This window comes from Priestia megaterium NBRC 15308 = ATCC 14581 (genome assembly GCF_000832985.1).
GTDB lineage: Bacteria > Bacillota > Bacilli > Bacillales > Bacillaceae_H > Priestia > Priestia megaterium.
In genome coordinates this window covers 5107593-5125776 of the sequence record NZ_CP009920.1, presented here as the reverse complement: position 1 = coordinate 5125776, position 18184 = coordinate 5107593, and the positions used below count along the sequence as shown (strand labels likewise).

22 protein-coding genes are annotated in these 18184 nt (G+C 39.0%); 15 read left to right on the top strand and 7 right to left on the bottom strand.

All coding sequences use genetic code 11. The features are described 5' to 3' along the window. The first annotated feature begins 14 nt into the window (after window positions 1–14). The 3 genes from BG04_RS26330 to BG04_RS26320 all read left to right on the top strand — a co-directional run bounded on the left by BG04_RS26330 (window position 15) and on the right by BG04_RS26320 (window position 2226). Complete coding sequence (locus tag BG04_RS26330) at window positions 15–1046, top strand: zinc-dependent alcohol dehydrogenase (RefSeq protein WP_034651072.1); 1032 nt, start codon at window positions 15–17, stop codon at window positions 1044–1046. Further along, on the top strand, window positions 1043–1804 hold the full coding sequence (locus BG04_RS26325; RefSeq protein WP_034651074.1) for a glucose 1-dehydrogenase: 762 nt from the start codon (window positions 1043–1045) through the stop codon (window positions 1802–1804). The genes BG04_RS26330 and BG04_RS26325 overlap by 4 nt, the downstream gene beginning before the upstream one ends. Before the next feature lie 62 nt (window positions 1805–1866). Then, window positions 1867–2226 carry a hypothetical protein gene (locus BG04_RS26320; protein ID WP_034651076.1) on the top strand — a complete coding sequence of 120 codons (360 nt, stop codon included), beginning with the start codon at window positions 1867–1869 and terminating at the stop codon, window positions 2224–2226. A 44-nt stretch (window positions 2227–2270) separates the two neighbouring features. On the opposite strand, the gene BG04_RS26315 is transcribed toward BG04_RS26320, so the two are convergent. Further along, entirely contained in the window at window positions 2271–2501 is a 231-nt protein-coding gene (locus tag BG04_RS26315) for a hypothetical protein (RefSeq protein WP_013057513.1), read from the bottom strand. 263 nt (window positions 2502–2764) lie between these two features. Between BG04_RS26315 and BG04_RS26310 the strand changes: the two genes are divergently transcribed. After that, entirely contained in the window at window positions 2765–3277 is a 513-nt protein-coding gene (locus BG04_RS26310) for a P-loop NTPase family protein (protein WP_034651079.1), read from the top strand. 78 nt (window positions 3278–3355) lie between these two features. On the opposite strand, the gene BG04_RS26305 is transcribed toward BG04_RS26310, so the two are convergent. Beyond that, a complete protein-coding gene (locus BG04_RS26305) occupies window positions 3356–4027 on the bottom strand; it encodes a glyoxalase (protein WP_034651082.1) in 672 nt (223 codons plus the stop codon). Window positions 4028–4066: 39 nt separating this feature from the next. Further along, on the bottom strand, window positions 4067–4468 hold the full coding sequence (locus tag BG04_RS26300; protein WP_034651085.1) for a hypothetical protein: 402 nt from the start codon (window positions 4466–4468) through the stop codon (window positions 4067–4069). A gap of 131 nt (window positions 4469–4599) precedes the next feature. Between BG04_RS26300 and BG04_RS26295 the strand changes: the two genes are divergently transcribed. Both BG04_RS26295 and BG04_RS26290 read left to right on the top strand, forming a co-directional pair. Beyond that, window positions 4600–5835 carry an MFS transporter gene (locus BG04_RS26295; protein ID WP_034651089.1) on the top strand — a complete coding sequence of 412 codons (1236 nt, stop codon included), beginning with the start codon at window positions 4600–4602 and terminating at the stop codon, window positions 5833–5835. A 23-nt stretch (window positions 5836–5858) separates the two neighbouring features. Next, window positions 5859–6269: a GNAT family N-acetyltransferase gene (locus tag BG04_RS26290; RefSeq protein ID WP_230586542.1), complete on the top strand. Its 411-nt coding sequence runs from the start codon at window positions 5859–5861 to the stop codon at window positions 6267–6269. Between the two features lie 212 nt (window positions 6270–6481). Here the strand turns inward: BG04_RS26290 and BG04_RS26285 are convergent, their stop codons facing one another. Both BG04_RS26285 and BG04_RS31155 read right to left on the bottom strand, forming a co-directional pair. Next, window positions 6482–7393, bottom strand: a complete 912-nt coding sequence (locus BG04_RS26285) for a DMT family transporter (RefSeq protein ID WP_034651091.1) — start codon at window positions 7391–7393, stop codon at window positions 6482–6484. A 167-nt stretch (window positions 7394–7560) separates the two neighbouring features. Beyond that, window positions 7561–7707 carry a hypothetical protein gene (locus BG04_RS31155; RefSeq protein WP_168797085.1) on the bottom strand — a complete coding sequence of 49 codons (147 nt, stop codon included), beginning with the start codon at window positions 7705–7707 and terminating at the stop codon, window positions 7561–7563. A gap of 220 nt (window positions 7708–7927) precedes the next feature. On the opposite strand from BG04_RS31155, the gene BG04_RS26280 reads away from it, so the two are divergent. Further along, complete coding sequence (locus tag BG04_RS26280) at window positions 7928–8818, top strand: LysR family transcriptional regulator (RefSeq protein WP_034651093.1); 891 nt, start codon at window positions 7928–7930, stop codon at window positions 8816–8818. An 84-nt stretch (window positions 8819–8902) separates the two neighbouring features. Then, window positions 8903–10075, top strand: coding sequence for an iron-containing alcohol dehydrogenase (locus BG04_RS26275; protein WP_034651095.1), 1173 nt, complete (start codon window positions 8903–8905; stop codon window positions 10073–10075). 38 nt (window positions 10076–10113) lie between these two features. Here the strand turns inward: BG04_RS26275 and BG04_RS26270 are convergent, their stop codons facing one another. Next, the gene (locus BG04_RS26270; protein ID WP_034651098.1) at window positions 10114–10446 is read right to left on the bottom strand and encodes a hypothetical protein; all 333 of its coding nucleotides are present in this window, start codon (window positions 10444–10446) and stop codon (window positions 10114–10116) included. 263 nt (window positions 10447–10709) lie between these two features. On the opposite strand from BG04_RS26270, the gene BG04_RS26265 reads away from it, so the two are divergent. The 7 genes from BG04_RS26265 (at window position 10710) to BG04_RS26235 (ending at window position 17165) form a co-directional block, all read left to right on the top strand. Beyond that, window positions 10710–11681 (top strand): EAL domain-containing protein, encoded by a 972-nt coding sequence (locus BG04_RS26265; protein ID WP_234943170.1) that lies wholly within the window; start codon window positions 10710–10712, stop codon window positions 11679–11681. A gap of 172 nt (window positions 11682–11853) precedes the next feature. Continuing rightward, window positions 11854–13098 carry a YeeE/YedE family protein gene (locus BG04_RS26260; protein ID WP_034651104.1) on the top strand — a complete coding sequence of 415 codons (1245 nt, stop codon included), beginning with the start codon at window positions 11854–11856 and terminating at the stop codon, window positions 13096–13098. A 300-nt stretch (window positions 13099–13398) separates the two neighbouring features. After that, window positions 13399–14505 carry a CapA family protein gene (locus BG04_RS26255; protein WP_034651106.1) on the top strand — a complete coding sequence of 369 codons (1107 nt, stop codon included), beginning with the start codon at window positions 13399–13401 and terminating at the stop codon, window positions 14503–14505. A 91-nt stretch (window positions 14506–14596) separates the two neighbouring features. Next, window positions 14597–14782, top strand: a complete 186-nt coding sequence (locus BG04_RS26250) for a DUF4083 family protein (RefSeq protein WP_013083625.1) — start codon at window positions 14597–14599, stop codon at window positions 14780–14782. A gap of 100 nt (window positions 14783–14882) precedes the next feature. Beyond that, window positions 14883–15116, top strand: a complete 234-nt coding sequence (locus BG04_RS26245; protein ID WP_034651110.1) for a hypothetical protein — start codon at window positions 14883–14885, stop codon at window positions 15114–15116. 104 nt (window positions 15117–15220) lie between these two features. Further along, complete coding sequence (locus BG04_RS26240) at window positions 15221–15706, top strand: GNAT family N-acetyltransferase (RefSeq protein WP_034651113.1); 486 nt, start codon at window positions 15221–15223, stop codon at window positions 15704–15706. A gap of 127 nt (window positions 15707–15833) precedes the next feature. Further along, the gene (locus BG04_RS26235; protein WP_034651115.1) at window positions 15834–17165 is read left to right on the top strand and encodes a TIGR00366 family protein; all 1332 of its coding nucleotides are present in this window, start codon (window positions 15834–15836) and stop codon (window positions 17163–17165) included. 43 nt (window positions 17166–17208) lie between these two features. Here the strand turns inward: BG04_RS26235 and BG04_RS26230 are convergent, their stop codons facing one another. Further along, window positions 17209–18048: an SDR family oxidoreductase gene (locus tag BG04_RS26230; RefSeq protein ID WP_034651117.1), complete on the bottom strand. Its 840-nt coding sequence runs from the start codon at window positions 18046–18048 to the stop codon at window positions 17209–17211. Window positions 18049–18184 lie beyond the last annotated feature (136 nt).

The following is an 18184-nucleotide window of genomic DNA, read 5'->3' as shown; positions in this document are numbered from 1 at the left end:
AAGGGGATGAAAAAATGAAAGCAGGTGTCTACGTTTCAGAAACAAAAGCCGTTATGCAGCAAAAAGCGAAACCGGTTATAAAAGAAGGAGAAGCGCTTGTACAGGTATCTCATGCTGGAATTTGCGGAACGGATATGATGATTTATTTTGGAAAACATCCTAGAGCACAAGCGCCACTTATTATGGGACATGAATTCAGCGGAGTTATAGAAGAGATCCGAGGGGAAACGGAATTTTCTTTAGGTGACCGCGTAGTAGTTGAGCCTACGCTTAGCTGCAGAACGTGCGAAGCCTGTGTAAGAGGACAGTTTCATGTTTGTAAGAAGTTAAAACTAATCGGCATTGATCAAGATGGGGGGTTCGCGGAGTACGTGGCTGTTCCAGTGAACCGCCTTCACCTCTTGCCAGAGAAACTGTCTAGCCCGCATGCAGCTCTTGCAGAACCTGTAGCGGTTGCCGTACACACAGTACGACGCTCGCGGTTGAAAATAGGGGACCAAGCTGTCATTTTAGGGGCAGGACCTATTGGACTGCTGATCGGGATGATTGCGAAACGAGCAGGAGCAAAAAAAGTAATGATCTCAGATATTAGTTCTTATCGCTTAACTAAAGCGAAAGAACTTGGCTTTATACCAATTGATGCAGCGAAAAAAGACGTCGTAAAAGAAGTGTGCTTGCTTACGAATGACGTCGGTGCAGACGTTGTATTTGAAGTAGCCGGAAATCAAATTACAGCAAAACAAATGGTTGAAACAAGCCGTATTCAAGGAGAGATTGTGGTGGTAAGCGTATACAAAAACGCTCCAGAAGTAGATTTAGCAGCGATGCACTTTAAAGAAATTTCATTAACTACAACGAGATGTTATACAAAGGAAGATTTTCAGACGGCTATTGATTTACTGGCAAACGGTGAAATAGCAGCAGATTCTTTAATTTCTCATAAACTGCAGCTTGAAGATATTCAAGCAGGGTTTGAGTTTATGCAGCGGCCTGATGAATCACTTAAGGTTTTATTTGCACCAAATGGAGAGGAGAATGAACAATGACAGTAGATTTATTTTCTTTAGATGGTAAAGTAGCAGCGATTACGGGAGCAACAAGAGGAATTGGAAGATCAATGGCGATTGCTTTGGCAGAAGCAGGTTCGGATATCGCTCTTCTGCAGCGATCAAAGGAATTTCTTGGAGTAAAAGAAGAAATTGAACGTCTCGGAAGAAAATGTTTTATTGTTAATTGTGATCTAGAAAATGCTTCTGAAGTAAGCGAAGCGATCTCATCGGTTGTTGCTTATTTTGGAAAGCTCGATATTTTAGTGAACAACGCTGGCATTCAAAGACGTTCACCCGCTGTAGACTTTGCAGAGGAAGATTGGGATGCTGTTATGAATGTCAATTTAAAAACCGTATGGTTGTTATGTCAGCAGGCGGGCCGCCAAATGCTTAAACAAGGAAGCGGAAAAATCATTAATATGGCATCTTTGCTTTCTTACCAAGGAGGTATTACCGTTCCGGCCTATGCTGCAGCAAAAGGCGGAGTTGCTCAGCTTACAAAGGCTTTATCTAATGAATGGGCAGCAAAAGGCGTAAATGTTAATGGAATTGTACCAGGGTATATTGCTACTGATATGAATGAAGCACTTATTAACGATAAAACGCGCAGCAGACAAATCATTGAACGTATTCCCGCAGGCAGATGGGGGCAAGCAGATGATTTTAAAGGAGCGGTTGTCTTTTTAGCATCTGATGCATCTGCCTATATTCATGGGCACTTACTTGCTATAGACGGAGGCTGGCTAGGAAGATAACGCATGAATGAACGAATTTTTTCATATCATGAACAAACTTAATTAAAAGGAGCGTTCGTGGTATGAAAAGGTGGATGTTAAATCTGGGTATTGCTGTCACAGTGCTTATAACTGCTTGGACGGTGTATACAAAGCCTGAAGAGAAAGAGGTTTCGCTATTTTCTTACAATCAGCCTTCTATAGTTGTTCAAAAAGAAAGCACAGACTTTGAAAAAGCGTTAAAAGCTTTTTTGATGCAGCATGGCTTTCAAGAAGTTAGGGTGCTGAATAACTATGCGGAAGCTCAAATTCTGATTCTTCTGCCCCGCGAACACCTTTCTTCCCGTAAGAAAAGAGAAATTCAGCAAATGGTAAATCAAGTTGCCAAACAGTATCACGTTCATCCTGATGTAGTTAATGTTCAGTTGTATGAAAAAAAGTAAAAAGCCTTTTAAAAAGGGGAATCCCCCTCGATAAAAGGCTTTTTTTACTCTTTTTTCTTCTCTTGTTCAGCGAGCTCTTCTTGTCTTTTAAAATGTGATTTTCCTAACGCATACACAAAACTAAAAAACAAAGGAAGTAAAATAGTCAGCAGCACAAGGCGGGTAAGCATATCGCCCAAATCATTTCTTGTTAAGTAAATATTAATAGCTGCAATGACAATATAAATAAAAATACCGAGGTTTCGTAAAAATCTCTTTAGCATAGATGCATTCATTTTTTTCACCTTACTTTTATATACTCACATTTAAGGTAAAGGAAACGATTCATAAAAGCAACCTATTTACTACAAAGCAAGAAGGAATATAGGAATTTATAATGAATATTTATAGGTTGCCTGAAAATCATGGAAATAAAAATCCTAACATGAAGTCGTTTTATAAAGCAGCTCGCTCCGAGTACACTGAATGCGCCGAGTCAGCTATAAACAGCTGCCTTCTCTTCAATCAGCTTTATTTCTTAAAAAGGTAAGGTGATAAGATGAAAAGAGTACTGGTAATGGGCGTTTCTCCAGGAGTAGGAAAGTCTACCTTTGCCAAGAAATTAGGGGAAAAGCTTGATCTAGAAGTATATCATTTAGACAGCCTGTATTGGCAGCCTGGCTGGAAGGAAAGAGACAATGATAGCTTTAGAGAATTGCAGGAGCAAATTGTAAAAAAAGACAGCTGGATTATCGACGGGAACTACAGCAATTCGTATGACCTGCGAGTGAAGCGTGCAGATACCATTATTTATTTAGAGCTGCCGCTCATCGTTTGTGTGTACCGAGTAATAAAGCGGAGAATCGTATATGCAAGAAAAATGCGTGAAGATATGGCAAAAGGATGCCCTGAAAAAGTAGATTGGTCATTTTTTACGTTTATTCTTACTACGTATCGAGAGCGGCAAAAAAAGATGAGAAACCGGTTTAAAAAGCTTAAAAATGATGAGGATTGCAAGATTTTTATGCTGATGAACAGAAAGGACATCGAGAACTATATACAAAACCTCTAGGGGGAGTATGTGCTGAATTTTGAACAAAAATAACCACGTAATAAGTTCGCTTGTTACGTGGCTTTATTAAAAAAACAATTATTCTTGCGTAATCTTCAACATTCCTTCTTCGTCGAGCGCAACCGTTAGAGAATGATTGACCTTTGCCATTAATGGATGAACTTCAGAGTCTCGGTTCGAAAAAAACCACCGTCTTTTAGGCGTCCCTACAAGAAAAAACGCACTGCCGCTTCCTAAAAAATTAAATGTAGCGTTTAATAGCCTGTTGTTACGTACGGTGATACCGGAGTTGATAAGCTGTGTTCCTACAGAGTGGACATGAGGAGTTGTCAAGTTGATTTCTCCTATGCTTAAAAGCGACTTAGAAGAAAAGGGTTCCTTGGATGACGGGCAGTCCGAATGTCTTGAAATGTATTCAACAATATTATGAGCAGGGTCTTCAAAATAAAACGAATGAGCATCAAACGCTTCAAAATAAATCTCATCTTTCTTCTCTTCCGTATTGAGGAAGACTCTCTGAGTAGCCCATTGCTTTGCTTCCATAAAGCGGTTTGCTGGAATATTAAAAGCAAAATGGTAAAAGGGCTTTGTATGTAGAGAACTTTCTTTAAAGGTTAGCTCACTTTCACCAACCTTGATGGAAAAAGAACGCGGTGAAGCGGCGGTTAATGGAAAATCGAGAGAATTTACATAAAAATCCTTCATTGTGTCCAATAAGTGGGTGTACAGGACAGCTTGATTAATAATCATAAACCATTCCCCCTCGTTTAAGCGTTGTCTAAAATGGTATTACACAAATTTTTCGCTCTCTTTTTGATTACTGCTTTTCCAGTGAAGCTGAAAAGAGCCTTTATGCTCAGAGCCTACAAAATTAATACGATATCTCCTCGTTTTTTCAGGTGTTAAATAAAGAGAGTTATTAGTCATTTCAAAAAATCGTGTCTGTTTTGGATCTTCTACGTACAGGGACAGGTCTCCGCTTTTGGTATTTTTAGATAGCGTAAAAGCGTAGGTTACACCTTTTTTGAGTTTAATGCTCCGGGAGTAGCAGCCCGTAAAGCTGTCGTACTCGCCAAAAAAAACCTCACTTCGTTCCTTTTTTATTTTGCCTCCTACAATTTGATTTTCCTGACCGTTAAAGTTAATAAGTAAAAAAGCGATAAGAACAATAAGAAAACTATATTTAAACATAAAAACCTCCATCTACTAAATTATAGATTGTTTTGGATTTCGTCAAATAGTGTTATAGTTTAAAAGGGAAAAATTAACAAAAAAACGAATTCTCTTTTTGCATGTTACGTCTAACAGAAAGGAGAAAAGAATTGACTCAGCGTTTTTATCTTTTAGCAGCAAGTCAAGTAACCGCAAATGTAGGTTTTGTTCTTTATACAATGGCTGTCACTTCCTATATAAAGGAAAACACCGGTTCAACAGTTCTTGCGTCGATGATTACGATGACGAGCTTACTTGCACGGCTCCTTAGCGGCCTTAGCGTGCCTTTACTAGCCGATACGTATAAATCCATTCACATTATGCGGTCTGTTCAAGTGATGCAGATAGGGATGCTTGTTGGATTGTATGTGCTGCTTACACAAGAATTTACAGTCACAGTACTAACGATGGGTTTTATCATTGTTGGAATCATTTCTTTTTTTAACGGCTTTTTTTCCATTTTTAAAACGTCAGTTGTACGCAGCTTAGTAAATGATAGTCAAAGAATGCAGGCGAATAGCTTGCTTTCAACAATTGATCAGACTTTTCTGTTTGCAGGGTGGTCGCTTGGTGGTTTCGTTTTGTCCTTAACGGGATCCACTCAGTCTCTATTTATAACGGCAGGTCTTCTATCGATCTCATTTGTTTGCTTACTGTTTATAAAAGAAACCCATACATATAAACAAACACAAAAGCGAAGAGCGGCAAAATTAATGGAAGGATGGCGCTTTTTATGGATACATAAACGCATCAGAGCCCTCGTTATAATGGACATCATCGAGTCGCTTTTTGGAACCATTTGGATTGGAGCTATTACTCTTTCTTTTGTGAAAGAAGTGCTTGAAAAAGGAGAAGCGTGGTGGGGGTATATAAACGGTGCGTATTATTTTGGAAGCATAGTTGGAGGAATTATTGTGTACCGAATGTCTTCTATGGTAAAAGGAAGGCTTTTGCTTTTTATGTTCGCAGGCTCACTCGGTTATGCTGTTTTAACCGGGTTTTACGGTCTAGTAACGAACCCGTATCTAGCTTTAGTACTTTTGATAATGATGGGTCCTGCCTATCAGCTTCGAGATGTAGCTCAGGAAACCATTTATCAAAATACCTGCAGCAACGGGATGCTTCCTAAAGTAATAGCGGCAAAATCAACTCTTGTACAGGCTGTATTTATACTTTCCATAGCATTTGTAGGGACAGTAGCCGACCTGTTTGGGGTAAGGTTTGTATATCTATTTTCAAGCTTCATGTTACTTTTAACGGCTCTAATAGGCATGGCAGGATTAATGTATAACAAGCATTCTATCGAAATAGACAAGACACCTGCTGAACGGAGAGGAGGTATATGAGAATCATTAGGATAACGTAGCTTGTGGAGCATGATATAAAAGAGCTGTTAATAGAAAGCCAGGAGGAAGGCTTTTGCTTTCTTACCAAGCTAATAGTGGAGTATAAAAACGGGCAAAACGTATTTAACAAAATAGGCGAAAGATTGTGGGAAGTTTACGGTGAAAAAAACAAATTAATTGGCGTAGCCGGCCTTAATCAAAATCCTAACAGTCAGTATGCTAACGTTAGAAGAGTAAGAAGGTTTTATGTTTCAGCTCAGTTTCGTAGAAAGGGTGTAGGCAAACAACTTTTAAAAGAAACCATTCACTATGCAGGAACTATTATGACACTCTCGTCTTATATACAGATATGGACGAAGCCAAGTTATTTTATGAACGAAACGGCTTTAAACGCGTATACAATCAACATAAAATCACTCATGAATATAAACTAAAAATCCATATACTAAATGTTCATTAATCAAACCAACGGGCGTTTAATTAAGTTTAGGACATTAAAGTAATATACGAATAACGCTCAGAAAAAATCTGAGCGTTATTCATTACCATTCATATTGCTAATTCACTATTAAAATAGATGCTAATTATGTTTTCATTTGCATCTATTTTAGCATTTTTTCCGTATCAACCGAACCCGTTACTCTTTTTAGTTTGCTCTTTTAAGTTTAAGAGCTGTTTTAGGAGCAGGGCTTTTTTTGACAATATACAAACCGCTAAAAATAATAAGTCCTCCAAGCAGCTGCATAGCATTGATGGTCTCTCCGATAGCTACAGCAGCAAAAACAACGGCGAACAAAGGAATAACATACATGTAGACCATTACTTTTGTAGAGCCAATTTTTCCAATTCCTACATACCACATCACCAGTCCGTAAACCGTCACGAACAAAACAGAGTATGCCAGAGAGCTCCAGCTGCCTATATCTGTTGGCCATACAAGTGTTTGATAGGTGAAAAGACAGTAGACAGTAAGCGGAATAGCTCCGATTAAAGCAGACCAGGCAGTCACGCGCAAAGCAGAATATTTTACGACTAAAGGTTTTGCTAAAATCGGGTACCAGCCCCAAGCAATGGCTGCGACAATCCCCATGATGTTTCCGAACCATGCAAGCTGCGACAGCGCATGACTAGAGTGACCAAACAGCAGTACAAACGCAGCCCCGAAAAAAGCAAGCACAGAGCCTAGCTGTGTTTTTAACGAAAAAGCTTCATGCTTATATAATATAGCTAGGATTCCTGTGAAAATAGGAGACATCGAAATAAGTAAAGAAGCATTTGTAGCTGTCGTATACTTAACAGATACCATAAACAGCGTTTGATAGAGCGTAACGCCTACTATACTGACCGCTATTAAGCGTCCCCAGTCTTTTTTTTCGATCCGAATGCCTCGCTCTATTATTCCTGTAATAAGTAAAAGAATAGGAGCAACCATTATAAAACGCAGTGCGCTAAATTGAATGGAAGACATATGAGCAACTCCAAATTTTCCGATTGCATAATTGGCTCCCCAAATTAACGCCACGGATAATAATATCCATTCCAGCCAGCCTTTTTTCATGTAATCACCTCGAGTAAGTATAGAAACTAAATAAGTGCGAATATCCTTAGTTACAAAGTATACAGGAAGAAATTATGTAAAAGGCCAGCCAATTCAGCTATTTTTATCTCATCCACTTGTTTTTAATACAAATAAAAAAGCAGCTGCATTAGCTGCGTTCATGATTGTTATCCACATTGTTCTATCTCATCTACTCGCACAAGTTCGACTTTAAAAGCATGATCAATCGGTCGGATTTCACAGTATCCTGAATCATATACGTGAATCAGTACAAAGCGTTTTCCTTTATATAACACTTCTTTGTAGGCTGTCATGAGATACACCCTTTCTTTTCATAGGTTTGTTTTTCATTCTATGAACAAAAAACGGCGTAATTGCCTAATATAAAAAGAATTTTTAAGGTTGATAAAATTGCTTGGCAAAACGAGTTCGCTTATACTGTACTGTGATTCTATTTACGTATAAGTTCTAATTACTAGAACAGCTTTAACATATGGACAACGAAACCAAACAGCAGTACATAAGGAGCAGCATATGGATATTAACTATTTATATACATTCAAAGAAGTAGCGAAGTGGGGGAGCTATACACGAACGGGCGAGGAGTTAGGGTATGCTCAGTCAAGCGTTACCACTCATATAAAAAAATTAGAGGATCATTACGGTCAAAAACTATTTGAACGAACAGGACAAAAAATGAAGCTGACTCAGCCTGGTGAAGAATTGCTTTATTATGTGAATCAAGTAACCGAGTTATTAAATGAAGCAAAAGAGCGCCTTACTACGAACGAAGATGCTAGAGGAACCGTTTCAATAGGAACCGTGGAGTCGCTGGCCGCCTATTTTATTACACCGTATATTCGTGAATTAAAAAAACAGCACCCTTCTCTAAAGATTATGCTAGAAGCGGGTTTATGTCCAAATTTAACACAAGGAATTATTGACGGAAAGTATGATGTAGCCGTTTTGCTTGATCGCCTTCAAACATCTTCAAGTTTAGAAGTGATTCCTATTCGAAAAGAAAACATGGTTATGATTGCTTCGTCTTCTCATTCTTTTAGTAAAAGAAACAGCGTTCTAATGGAAGAGTTTGAGGGAGAGACCATTATTTTAACTGAGAGCGGCTGCCCTTATCGCACGCTTTTAGAAGAGATGATGCGCAGCAGCGGTATTCATATGCAATCGGTCATCTCGTTTAGCAGTCTTGAAGCGATTAAACAGTGCGTAGCGGATAATTTAGGTATTGCTCTTGTACCGGAAATAGCGGTAAAACAAGAGATGGAAAGTGGAAAACTGATTAAAGTCCCGTTTGACCACGAAGAATTTTATCTTTATTCACAGCTCATATTCAAAAAGAAAAAATGGCTGACGGCACCTATTCAACAATTTATTTCACTTGTTCAAGAAGGTTATCAAAAATATTGATAATAGATATAGAGAATCTTCAATAATGATGAAGTAGTTTTCGTGCTACACTTTTTATAAAACATGAAACTAGAGGTGTAGAACATGAATATATTTTTGCAGCACAATCCTACAAAATTATACTTTGGAAAAAATCAAATTACGAAGCTATCGCAAGAGCTTGCTTCTTATCATAAACAAGTAAACGTTCTGTTAGTATACGGAGGAGGAAGTATCAAACGAAACGGCGTATACGACGAAGTGAAAGCTGAACTTCAGTCTATTAACGCGGTTGTTCACGAGCTGTCTGGTGTAGAACCTAATCCTCGTTTGACTACAGTAGCTAGAGGCGTGGATATATGTAAAAAAGAAAACATTGATTTTCTTTTAGCCGTTGGGGGAGGAAGTGTAATCGATTGTACAAAAGCTATTGCAGCTGGAGCCGTGTATGAAGGAAATACATGGGATTTAATTACACGTAAAAAAGAGATTACAGATGCGCTTCCTTTTGGAACGGTATTAACACTTGCAGCAACTGGGTCTGAAATGAATTCAACTTCTGTTATAACAAATTGGGAAACAAAAGAAAAGCTCGGATGGACGTCTTCTCACGTATTTCCCCTCTTTTCTATTTTAGATCCGGCGTACACATTTTCAGTGCCGCGCGATCAAACCGTCTATGGAATTGTTGACAGTATGTCGCATGCGCTTGAACACTATTTTCATCGCACGGAAAATACGCCGATGATCGACGGCTTTATTGAATCTTTACTAAGAACGGCTGTACAAGAAGGTCCTAAGCTTCTTAAAGACCTGACTTCTTATAAGTATCGTGAAACGATGATGTATATCAGCACGACGGCGTTTAACGGAAGCTTAGCAAACGGAACGGACGGGGGAGACTGGGCTACTCACCGTATCGAACATGCTCTGTCGGCTGTATATGATATTCCCCACGGAGGCGGTCTTGCTATCTTGTTCCCTAACTGGCTGGAGCACGTCTTAAAAGAAGACCCTTCCCGTGTAAAACAATTGGCTGTAAACGTATTTGGCATTGATCCAGCAGGAAAAAGCGATGAAGAAACAGCAATGGAAGGAGCAAAAGCGCTTCGCACTTTCTGGAATGACTTAGGAGCCCCGAACAGCTTGCGTGACTATGATATTGATGATCGTGAATTTGATGCGATTGTTGAAAAGACCTTTGTAAAACCAGGTGTTGGCACTTATAAAGAGCTTGACTATGCAAGCGTTCGAGATATTCTAGAAAGATCCAAATAAAAAAAGACGAGCTGCCTGCTCGTCTTTTTTATATGTACTCAATAATCCATTAGAAAATAAAGAAAAAGAAAAAAGCACAGCACGATGCATCCTGCTCCTACCGTTATTTCGGAAAATCCTTGAATAAACGTACTTTTAGGACTGGCTCCTTCATTTTGCAGCTGAAATACACGTTTTCTTTTGCGCTCATGGATGATTACCAACGAACCAAAAGCAACCGATAATAAGGTGAAGAGTGGTACCGCGATTAAAAACAGCTTAATAGAATACGTCCAGTACGATATGTACAGCATATAATACATTGCTCCGGTACTTAAGGCAAAGAGTATTAGAGAAAATAAAAACCACTTCGTAAAACGGTTTTTGCTCATGCATTGTTCACTTCCTTATATCAAGTTCTTCTATGATCTAGATAATAAAAGCCGTCTACCATTTTACCAAAACTTTTTAGTACGTTCTATTTTAAAGGGAAAATAGGGTTTGCAAATTTCTTAAAAGTGGTATAGTTCCTAGAATTATCCATGTTTACATACAAAAAACTGATGATAAATGAGGGAGAAGATGAACTATGGGGTGCGACGGGTGTCTGCCAATTAGGACAGGATATACGGTTTCTTTTCAGAAGTCAAACGATGTGAAGAAATTGGAAAAATACTTTAAAGATATTTCTCAAAATCAATGGAAGACTCTTGGAGAAGATATGTTCTGGATGAGGGAAGATATCTTTTGGAGTTTTATGGATTATGTTCATCAGCATCTAGACCCTCGGCATGTGTGGGCTGTAGAAGCCAAGCAGCGGAGCCCGTTTGAAAACCTGGGGGGTATGGAGCCAATCACCGTTTTTCAAAAAATGAAAGATGCCTTGTGGATTGATGAGCTGATTGAAGACAAGCGAATTTGCTCATATTATCAGCCGATTGTATCGATTGATCACGAACGCGTGCATATCGTTGGGCACGAAATTTTATCAAGAGGATTAGAAGAAGACGGAAGTATTATACCGCCTTTTAAAATGTTTGAAGCTGCTCAAATAAGAAATAAAACCTTCGCTCTTGACCGAGCCTGCCGCTTAGAAGCTGTAAAAAATGCTAGTATTATTGATCGTCAGCTGATTTTTATTAACTTTATTCCTACAGCAATATATAATCCCGAGCATTGCTTGGCATCTACATTTGCGTTAATTCAAGAATTGAATATAAAACCCGAGCAAATAGTGTTTGAAGTGATTGAAACGGAGGATGTTCAAGATATTGAGCATTTAAAAAACATTTTGAATTATTATCGTTCCCATGGATTTAAATATGCTTTAGATGACGTAGGGGTTGGTTATAACACGCTGAAGAGGCTTTTAGAAGTGGAGCCTGACGTGGTGAAGTTAGCATTTGAATTCACAAAGGGAGTCAGTAAAAATGAGAAACAGAAAAAAGTGGCCCAAGAGATGTTAGCTATCACTCATAAAATGGGGGCGAAGGCTCTTGCGGAAGGGGTAGAGACAGAAGAAGATTTAAAATGCCTGATAGAGATGGGATATGATTTGTTTCAAGGGTATTATTTTGCAAAGCCTCATCCTACTCCGGTAAAAGAGATTCATTCTATTTACGTTTAGCAGCGAAAAGCAGAAGAATAGAAACTTCTGCTTTTCGTATGACTAAAGGTAAGAAAATTTAAAAAATAAACAATTCACTTTCATTTTGCTAAACAGTTTACAGGAGAAGGGAAGTGCTATAAGATGATAAATATTAATTCTTAGTATTTCTATCAGAAAAGGAGTTGATGATGTGGTACAAACGTTGCACTCATCATATAAATCAAAGCCGACTACTGTTGTAACAGAATTAAGCCCTATGCAAAAGCCATTATTTGCAGGAGGGGTTATAGCAGCAGTTATTTTATTTCTTGCGATTGTGCTCACGACTAATTGGACGCAAGGTGTTTTATTTATTATCGGCCTAGCGTTAGGGATGACGCTTCTATACGCACGTTTTGGCTTTACATCAGCATTTCGCCGCCTTGTATCTGTCGGCAATGTTCAAGGCTTGCAAGCGCATATGCTTATGCTTGCAATTGCGTCAACATTGTTTGCTATTATTTTAAGTACAGGCTTTAGCTTTACAGGGGTAACGCCAAAAGGATATGTTTCACCTGTAGGAGTAAGCGTGATAGTTGGTTCGTTTATGTTTGGAATTGGCATGCAGTTAGGAAATGGATGTGCCTCAGGGACGCTGTATTCGTTAGGCGGCGGCTCTTCTTCTATGATTTTAACGCTTTTAGCCTTTATTGTAGGTTCTATGTTTGGGGCGTATCATTTGCCATTTTGGCAAAAGCAACCTTCGCTTCCCCCTATCTCATTAGCTGAATCGACAGGTCTTGGTTATTTTGGAGCTTGGATTATACAGCTTATCGCGTTCGCAGCGATTTACTGGATTACGATTCAAATTGCCAAAAAGAAAAATCCGCCTATGATGAAACAGCTTCCTACTACAAAAGGGTGGACAAAGATTATTCGCGGCTCTTGGCCTCTATTCACAGCAGCGATTGTGCTGGCCGTATTAAATGCATTGACGCTTGCTGTAAGAGGAAACCCTTGGGGAATCACTTCTGCTTTTGCATTATGGGGTGGAAAAGCCATGATGGCAGCCGGGATAGATGTATCGAGCTGGGGATTTTTCCAAGGTGCAAATGGAGAAGCGCTAACGCAAAGTGTGCTAGCAGACTCTACCAGCGTGTTAAACTTTGGGATTATACTAGGGGCCTTCATTTCAGCGACGGCGCAAGGGACGTTCAAACCAGGAAAGATTAAGCCCGGAGTTGCGGGAGCAGCTGTTGTTGGCGGCCTTTTAATGGGGTATGGTGCGCGTCTTGCTTTTGGCTGTAACATCGGCGCTTACTTTGGCGGCATTGCTTCATTTAGTCTTCATGGATGGGTATGGATGGTTATGGCGATGCTTGGCACAGGATTAGCAATATTTATCCGACCGATATTTGGACTCAAAAACCCTAAATCTAATGATTCGATTTGTTAAGTTTAGATAAAACCTTCTTTGCATGAGCAAAGGAGGTTTTTTATTTTAGGTGATGTTTGAAAACCTCTATATTTTTGTAAATTCCTTGACGTTTATCAAAGATCATCAGCTTTCTTCATAGCACTTGTATTAAAAAAACTCTTGTTTTAACTCAAAAAGAAGATTGGAATTTCCTTTTTTTATAAAAATTTCACTTATTTTGCCGATATAACAGGAAGATTGTATGTATTTGGCGAAATGAACATTAAACACCATGTCCAAACACAGTTATTAAAACGTAAAAAGGGGTTTTAACGTTACATGAACAAGTATTTAAAAAAAGCTGTTATTTATGGAAGTTTGTGTTTTTTACTGGGAGCGTGCGGAGGAGCAGGAGAACAAACATCTTCTGAACCGCAGAAAAAAGAAGAAGCTGTAAAATCTAAAGAAAAAGCGACAAAAAAAGAGAAAAAAGAGGGCATTAATACAACCATTAAAATTAGCGCAGCGGGAGATTTTACTTTGGGAAATGATGAAAGTTTCAGCTATGATTCTACTTTTAATGACGTAGCGGCAAGAAATGGCCTTCCGTATTTTACGCAAAATGTAAAGTCGATTTTTGAACAAGATGATTTAACAACGGTTAATTTAGAAACGACGCTGACAACTGCGACTGAAAAAGCAAGTAAAACATTTCGTTTTAAAGGTGATCCTTCTTTTGTGAATATTTTAAAACAAGGAAGTATTGAAACCGTTAACTTAGCTAATAATCATACACGTGATTATTTACAGCAAGGATATGATGATACAAGAGAGAATTTGAAAAAAAGCGGAATAGGTTATTTTGGCTATGAAGATACATACGTCACCACGGTAAAAGGAGTCAAAGTTGGGTTGCTTGGATATCCGGGCTGGGATGACACCAAAGAAATAAGAAGCCAGATTAAAGACGGAATTAAGTCTTTAAAAGAAAAAGGAGCTAAAATTATCATTGTACATTTCCACTGGGGGTCTGAACGACACTATGTTCCTGATACAGCGCAGCAAGCATTGGCAAAGTATACAATTGATAACGGAGCAGATTTAATTTTAGGTCATCATCCTCATGTTGTTCAAGGAATTGAAGAGTACAAAAATAAATTTATTGTCTATAGCTTAGGAAACTTTATGTTTGGCGGAAACAAAAATCCAAGTGATAAAGATACATTTGTATTTCAGCAGAAGTTTACGATTAAAGATGGAAAGCTAACGACGAATAAAGACATCAACGTCATTCCATTCCGTATTTCTTCCACAACAGTGCGAAACGACTACCGACCTACGCCTTTAACAGGACCGGAAAAGGACCGAGTGAAAAATAAGCTGATTGATGTTTCCAATCAAATCAAACAGGAAAAGTGGACAGTTTACGATGAAGATAGTAAATGAGGCTCTCAGCATTGAGAGCTTTTTTTATAAAATAAAACAAAAGTAACCAAAAAAAATATATAATGTAAAAAAATAGATTAAAGGTGGAACTATGGTTAATATAGGTGATATGATTTTTCAAATTCTTATGCTGCTTATCCTGATAGGAATAGCAGGAGTAATAATTGCATTTATTATAGGCTTAAAAAGGTTGATTCAAAAGCAGGGGGCAAATGAAAAAAGGCTTCAGCGTATGGAGCAAAAATTAGACGATATGCTGAAAAATAAAGAGTCATGACTATACAGAAGCACTGTTAACACATCAGTGCTTCTGAACTTGACATTTTATAAAAAAGCAGTAAGATATGTATACATCGTTTATATAGGGAGGAAGTTACATGGCAAAGTCAAAAGCAAAAAAAATGCGTGATAAAATGACGCGTGAAGGAAAGCGAAATCCAGAATTAAACCGCAGCCTGTTTATATTTGCAGACATGGAAACGCGCAAAACCAAAACAAAGAAGGAAAAACTTCAGCATCAGCAAACAAAACATAAAAAACGATTATCAGACGGAGCGTACAGTACCGGAGATGATCGTTTTTTTATTGCGTTTCATACATCTACAAAATGAAAAAATAGCTTTTTGACTATCCATCTTCACTTTGCCTCAAACATTTTTACTGTAAACTTTCACAAAAAACCCTTATGATAGGAAAAGAAGGAGATGAACTAGGAATGCTTACGATTGAAAAAGTACCTAAAAGCCAAGCGGGCGTTTTGCAAAATTTGTATTCTCTTTATCTCCACGATTTATCTGCGTATACACCTTCTTTAGATATTCGCGAAGATGGAGCTTTCCATTTTGAAGAGCTGCCTCTGTTTTGGAAAGTAGAAGGCCTCTCGCCATACTTTATTAAAGTAGATGATAAGCTGACGGGCTTTTTTTTACTTCTTGAACAGCCCGCACTTCAGCAGGAAGCAGATTACTGCATCAATGATTTTTTTATCTTAAACAAATACCGAGGGCAGGGCATCGCTTCCAAAACGGTAAAAGACATTTTCTCTCATCGAAAAGGAACGTATATGATTATTGAGCTTGCAGGCAATAAGCGGGCTATTTCATTTTGGAAACATATTTATGAAAGCTTACATATTTCCTTTCAAGAAAAGAAAATTGAACTTGACGGAGAGCCAACTCTTATTCAAACGTTTAGTGTGTAAAACCTTTCTGGAAAACAGAAGGGTTTTTTATTTAAACTAAATATTAACAATTTTCAACAAATTATGTATAATTAAAGATGCTTGTCGACATTTATTCACAGGAGTATTCCTGTAAAGGAGGAGTAAAATGAAAGCGTTATCTAATTTCTTTACGGCGCTTGTGCAGCGCTTTTTACCTGATCCGTTTGTATTTGCTTTAATCCTGACGCTAATTTTATTTGTATCAGGTATTGTTTTTACTCCTCACGGGCCGATTGAAATGGTTCAGTTTTGGGGAAGCGGCTTTTGGAACCTTCTGGCATTTGCGATGCAAATGAGCTTAGTGCTTGTCACAGGGCATGCGCTTGCTAGCTCGCCGCTTGTAAAGAAGTGGCTTGTGAACATAGCACTGCTAGCCAAAACTCCGGCGCAAGGGGTAATTCTGGTCACGCTCGGCGCAGCTATGGCCTGTATGATTAACTGGGGGTTTGGCTTAATTGTAGGTGCGCTGTTTGCGAAAGAAGTAGCGAAGCGCGTGCCGGGATCTGATTACCGGTTTTTAATTGCCTGTGCTTACATAGGGTTTTTAACATGGCACGGAGGCTTGTCGGGTTCTATTCCTCTTGTCGCTGCTACACCTGGAAACCCAATGGAAAAAACGGCTGGACTTATTCCGCTGTCAGACACGATTTTTACAGGGTACAACTTATTTATTACCCTCGGGTTATTAATTGTCCTTCCTATTATGACAAGACTGATGATGCCGACGGGAAAAGAAGTGGTAGAAATTGATCCAAGACTGTTGGCGGAAGATGAAATGGCTCCGGCTACAGTTGTTGAGACAACTTCTTCTAAGCCAACATTTGCTGTACGCATGGAGAACAGCAGGTTTTTAAGTCTGACGATAGCGCTTCTTGGGTATTCATATTTAATTTATTATTTTGCTACAAACGGTTTTAAAATGGATATTAACACAGTGAATTTATTGTTTTTTGCAACGGGTATTTTACTTCACCGCACGCCTTTATCCTATATGAATGCCGTTTCTAATGCTGCGAAAGGAACCGCTGGGATTTTGATTCAGTTTCCATTCTACGCAGGTATTCAAGGCATGATGGAGCTATCAGGCTTAGGCGGGAAGCTAACGAACGCGTTTATCTCGATTTCAAATGAAACGACATTTCCGTTTCTTGCGTTTTTAAGTTCTGGCGTTGTGAACTTTTTTGTTCCGTCTGGAGGAGGACACTGGGTTGTACAAGGACCTTTTATTATGCCGGCAGCTGAACAGCTCGGCGTAGATCCGGGAGTCGCTGCGATGGCCATTGCCTACGGAGAAGCATGGATGAATATGGCGCAGCCGTTTTGGGCACTGCCCGCACTAGCTATCGCAGGGCTCGGAGCGCGCGATATAATGGGCTACTGCGTGACGACCTTAATTGTATCAGGCTTTATTTTTGCTATAGGACTAACGTTTTTCTAATACGCAAAGGTCAGCTGAAAAGCTGACCTTTTTTTATTCTACATTATAAGCCAACTTCGCGTGCACTCCAATTCCAGAATTCTTCTGCAAGCCGTTCATTTTTTGCTCTTGAAGAAGGGGGCGTAACGCGTTTTTTATAAAAGTAAGCGCCGCTAATATGCGTCACTTCAGGGCTGTCTGCTAAATAAATAGCTGTTTCGGCACCTTGAAGAGGTGTTAAAAAGAAAGGGCGAAGCACGGCGTGAACGCTTTTTCCAAAACCCGTTTGACGATTAACGCCGATAGCGGTAGAGACTGCACCGGGGTGTAGGCAATTTACGGTTACAGAAGTATCTTTTAGCTTTTTACTTAAATGGACCGTAAATAAATTATTCGCTAATTTAGACTGAGAGTATCCTCGCCATATTCCGAATCCTGTTGTTAAGTGAGGGTTGTTGAAGTCTATTTTTCCAGCTTTATGAGCACCGGACCCAACGTTTAGAATGCGTCCTTGCTGAGATTTTTTCAGCGGATCTAAAAGTAAATTAGTTAATAAAAAGTGACCCAAATGATTGACACCAAGCATCATTTCGAATCCGTCTTGCGTTGTTTCCCGCTTAACTGTCACGACGCCCGCGTTATTAATCAGCACATCAAGCACACTGTAGCGAGACGTAAAGTCATCACTGAAAGCCCGGATACTAGCGAGAGAAGCTAAGTCACAGGTCATAAGAGATATGGAATCCGATCCGCTTTGACGCTTCGCTTCTTCTAAAGCCGTATTTCCTCTTTCTTCATTTCGGCATACCATAATGACTTCGAATCCTTTTTTAGCTAGTTCAATCGTTGTGGCCAGCCCCATTCCAGAATTGGCACCCGTAATTAACGCTCGTTTGGCTGTCATGCGTATGTTCCTCCCAACTACATCTTTTTTTTAGTGTATAAGATAAGAAGATACGTCGTCCACTTCTAGCTTTTTCTTTTATTTCTTTCATGTTGTAAAAAAGGGCGTAAAATGTGCACCGAGGAGAAAATGTTGC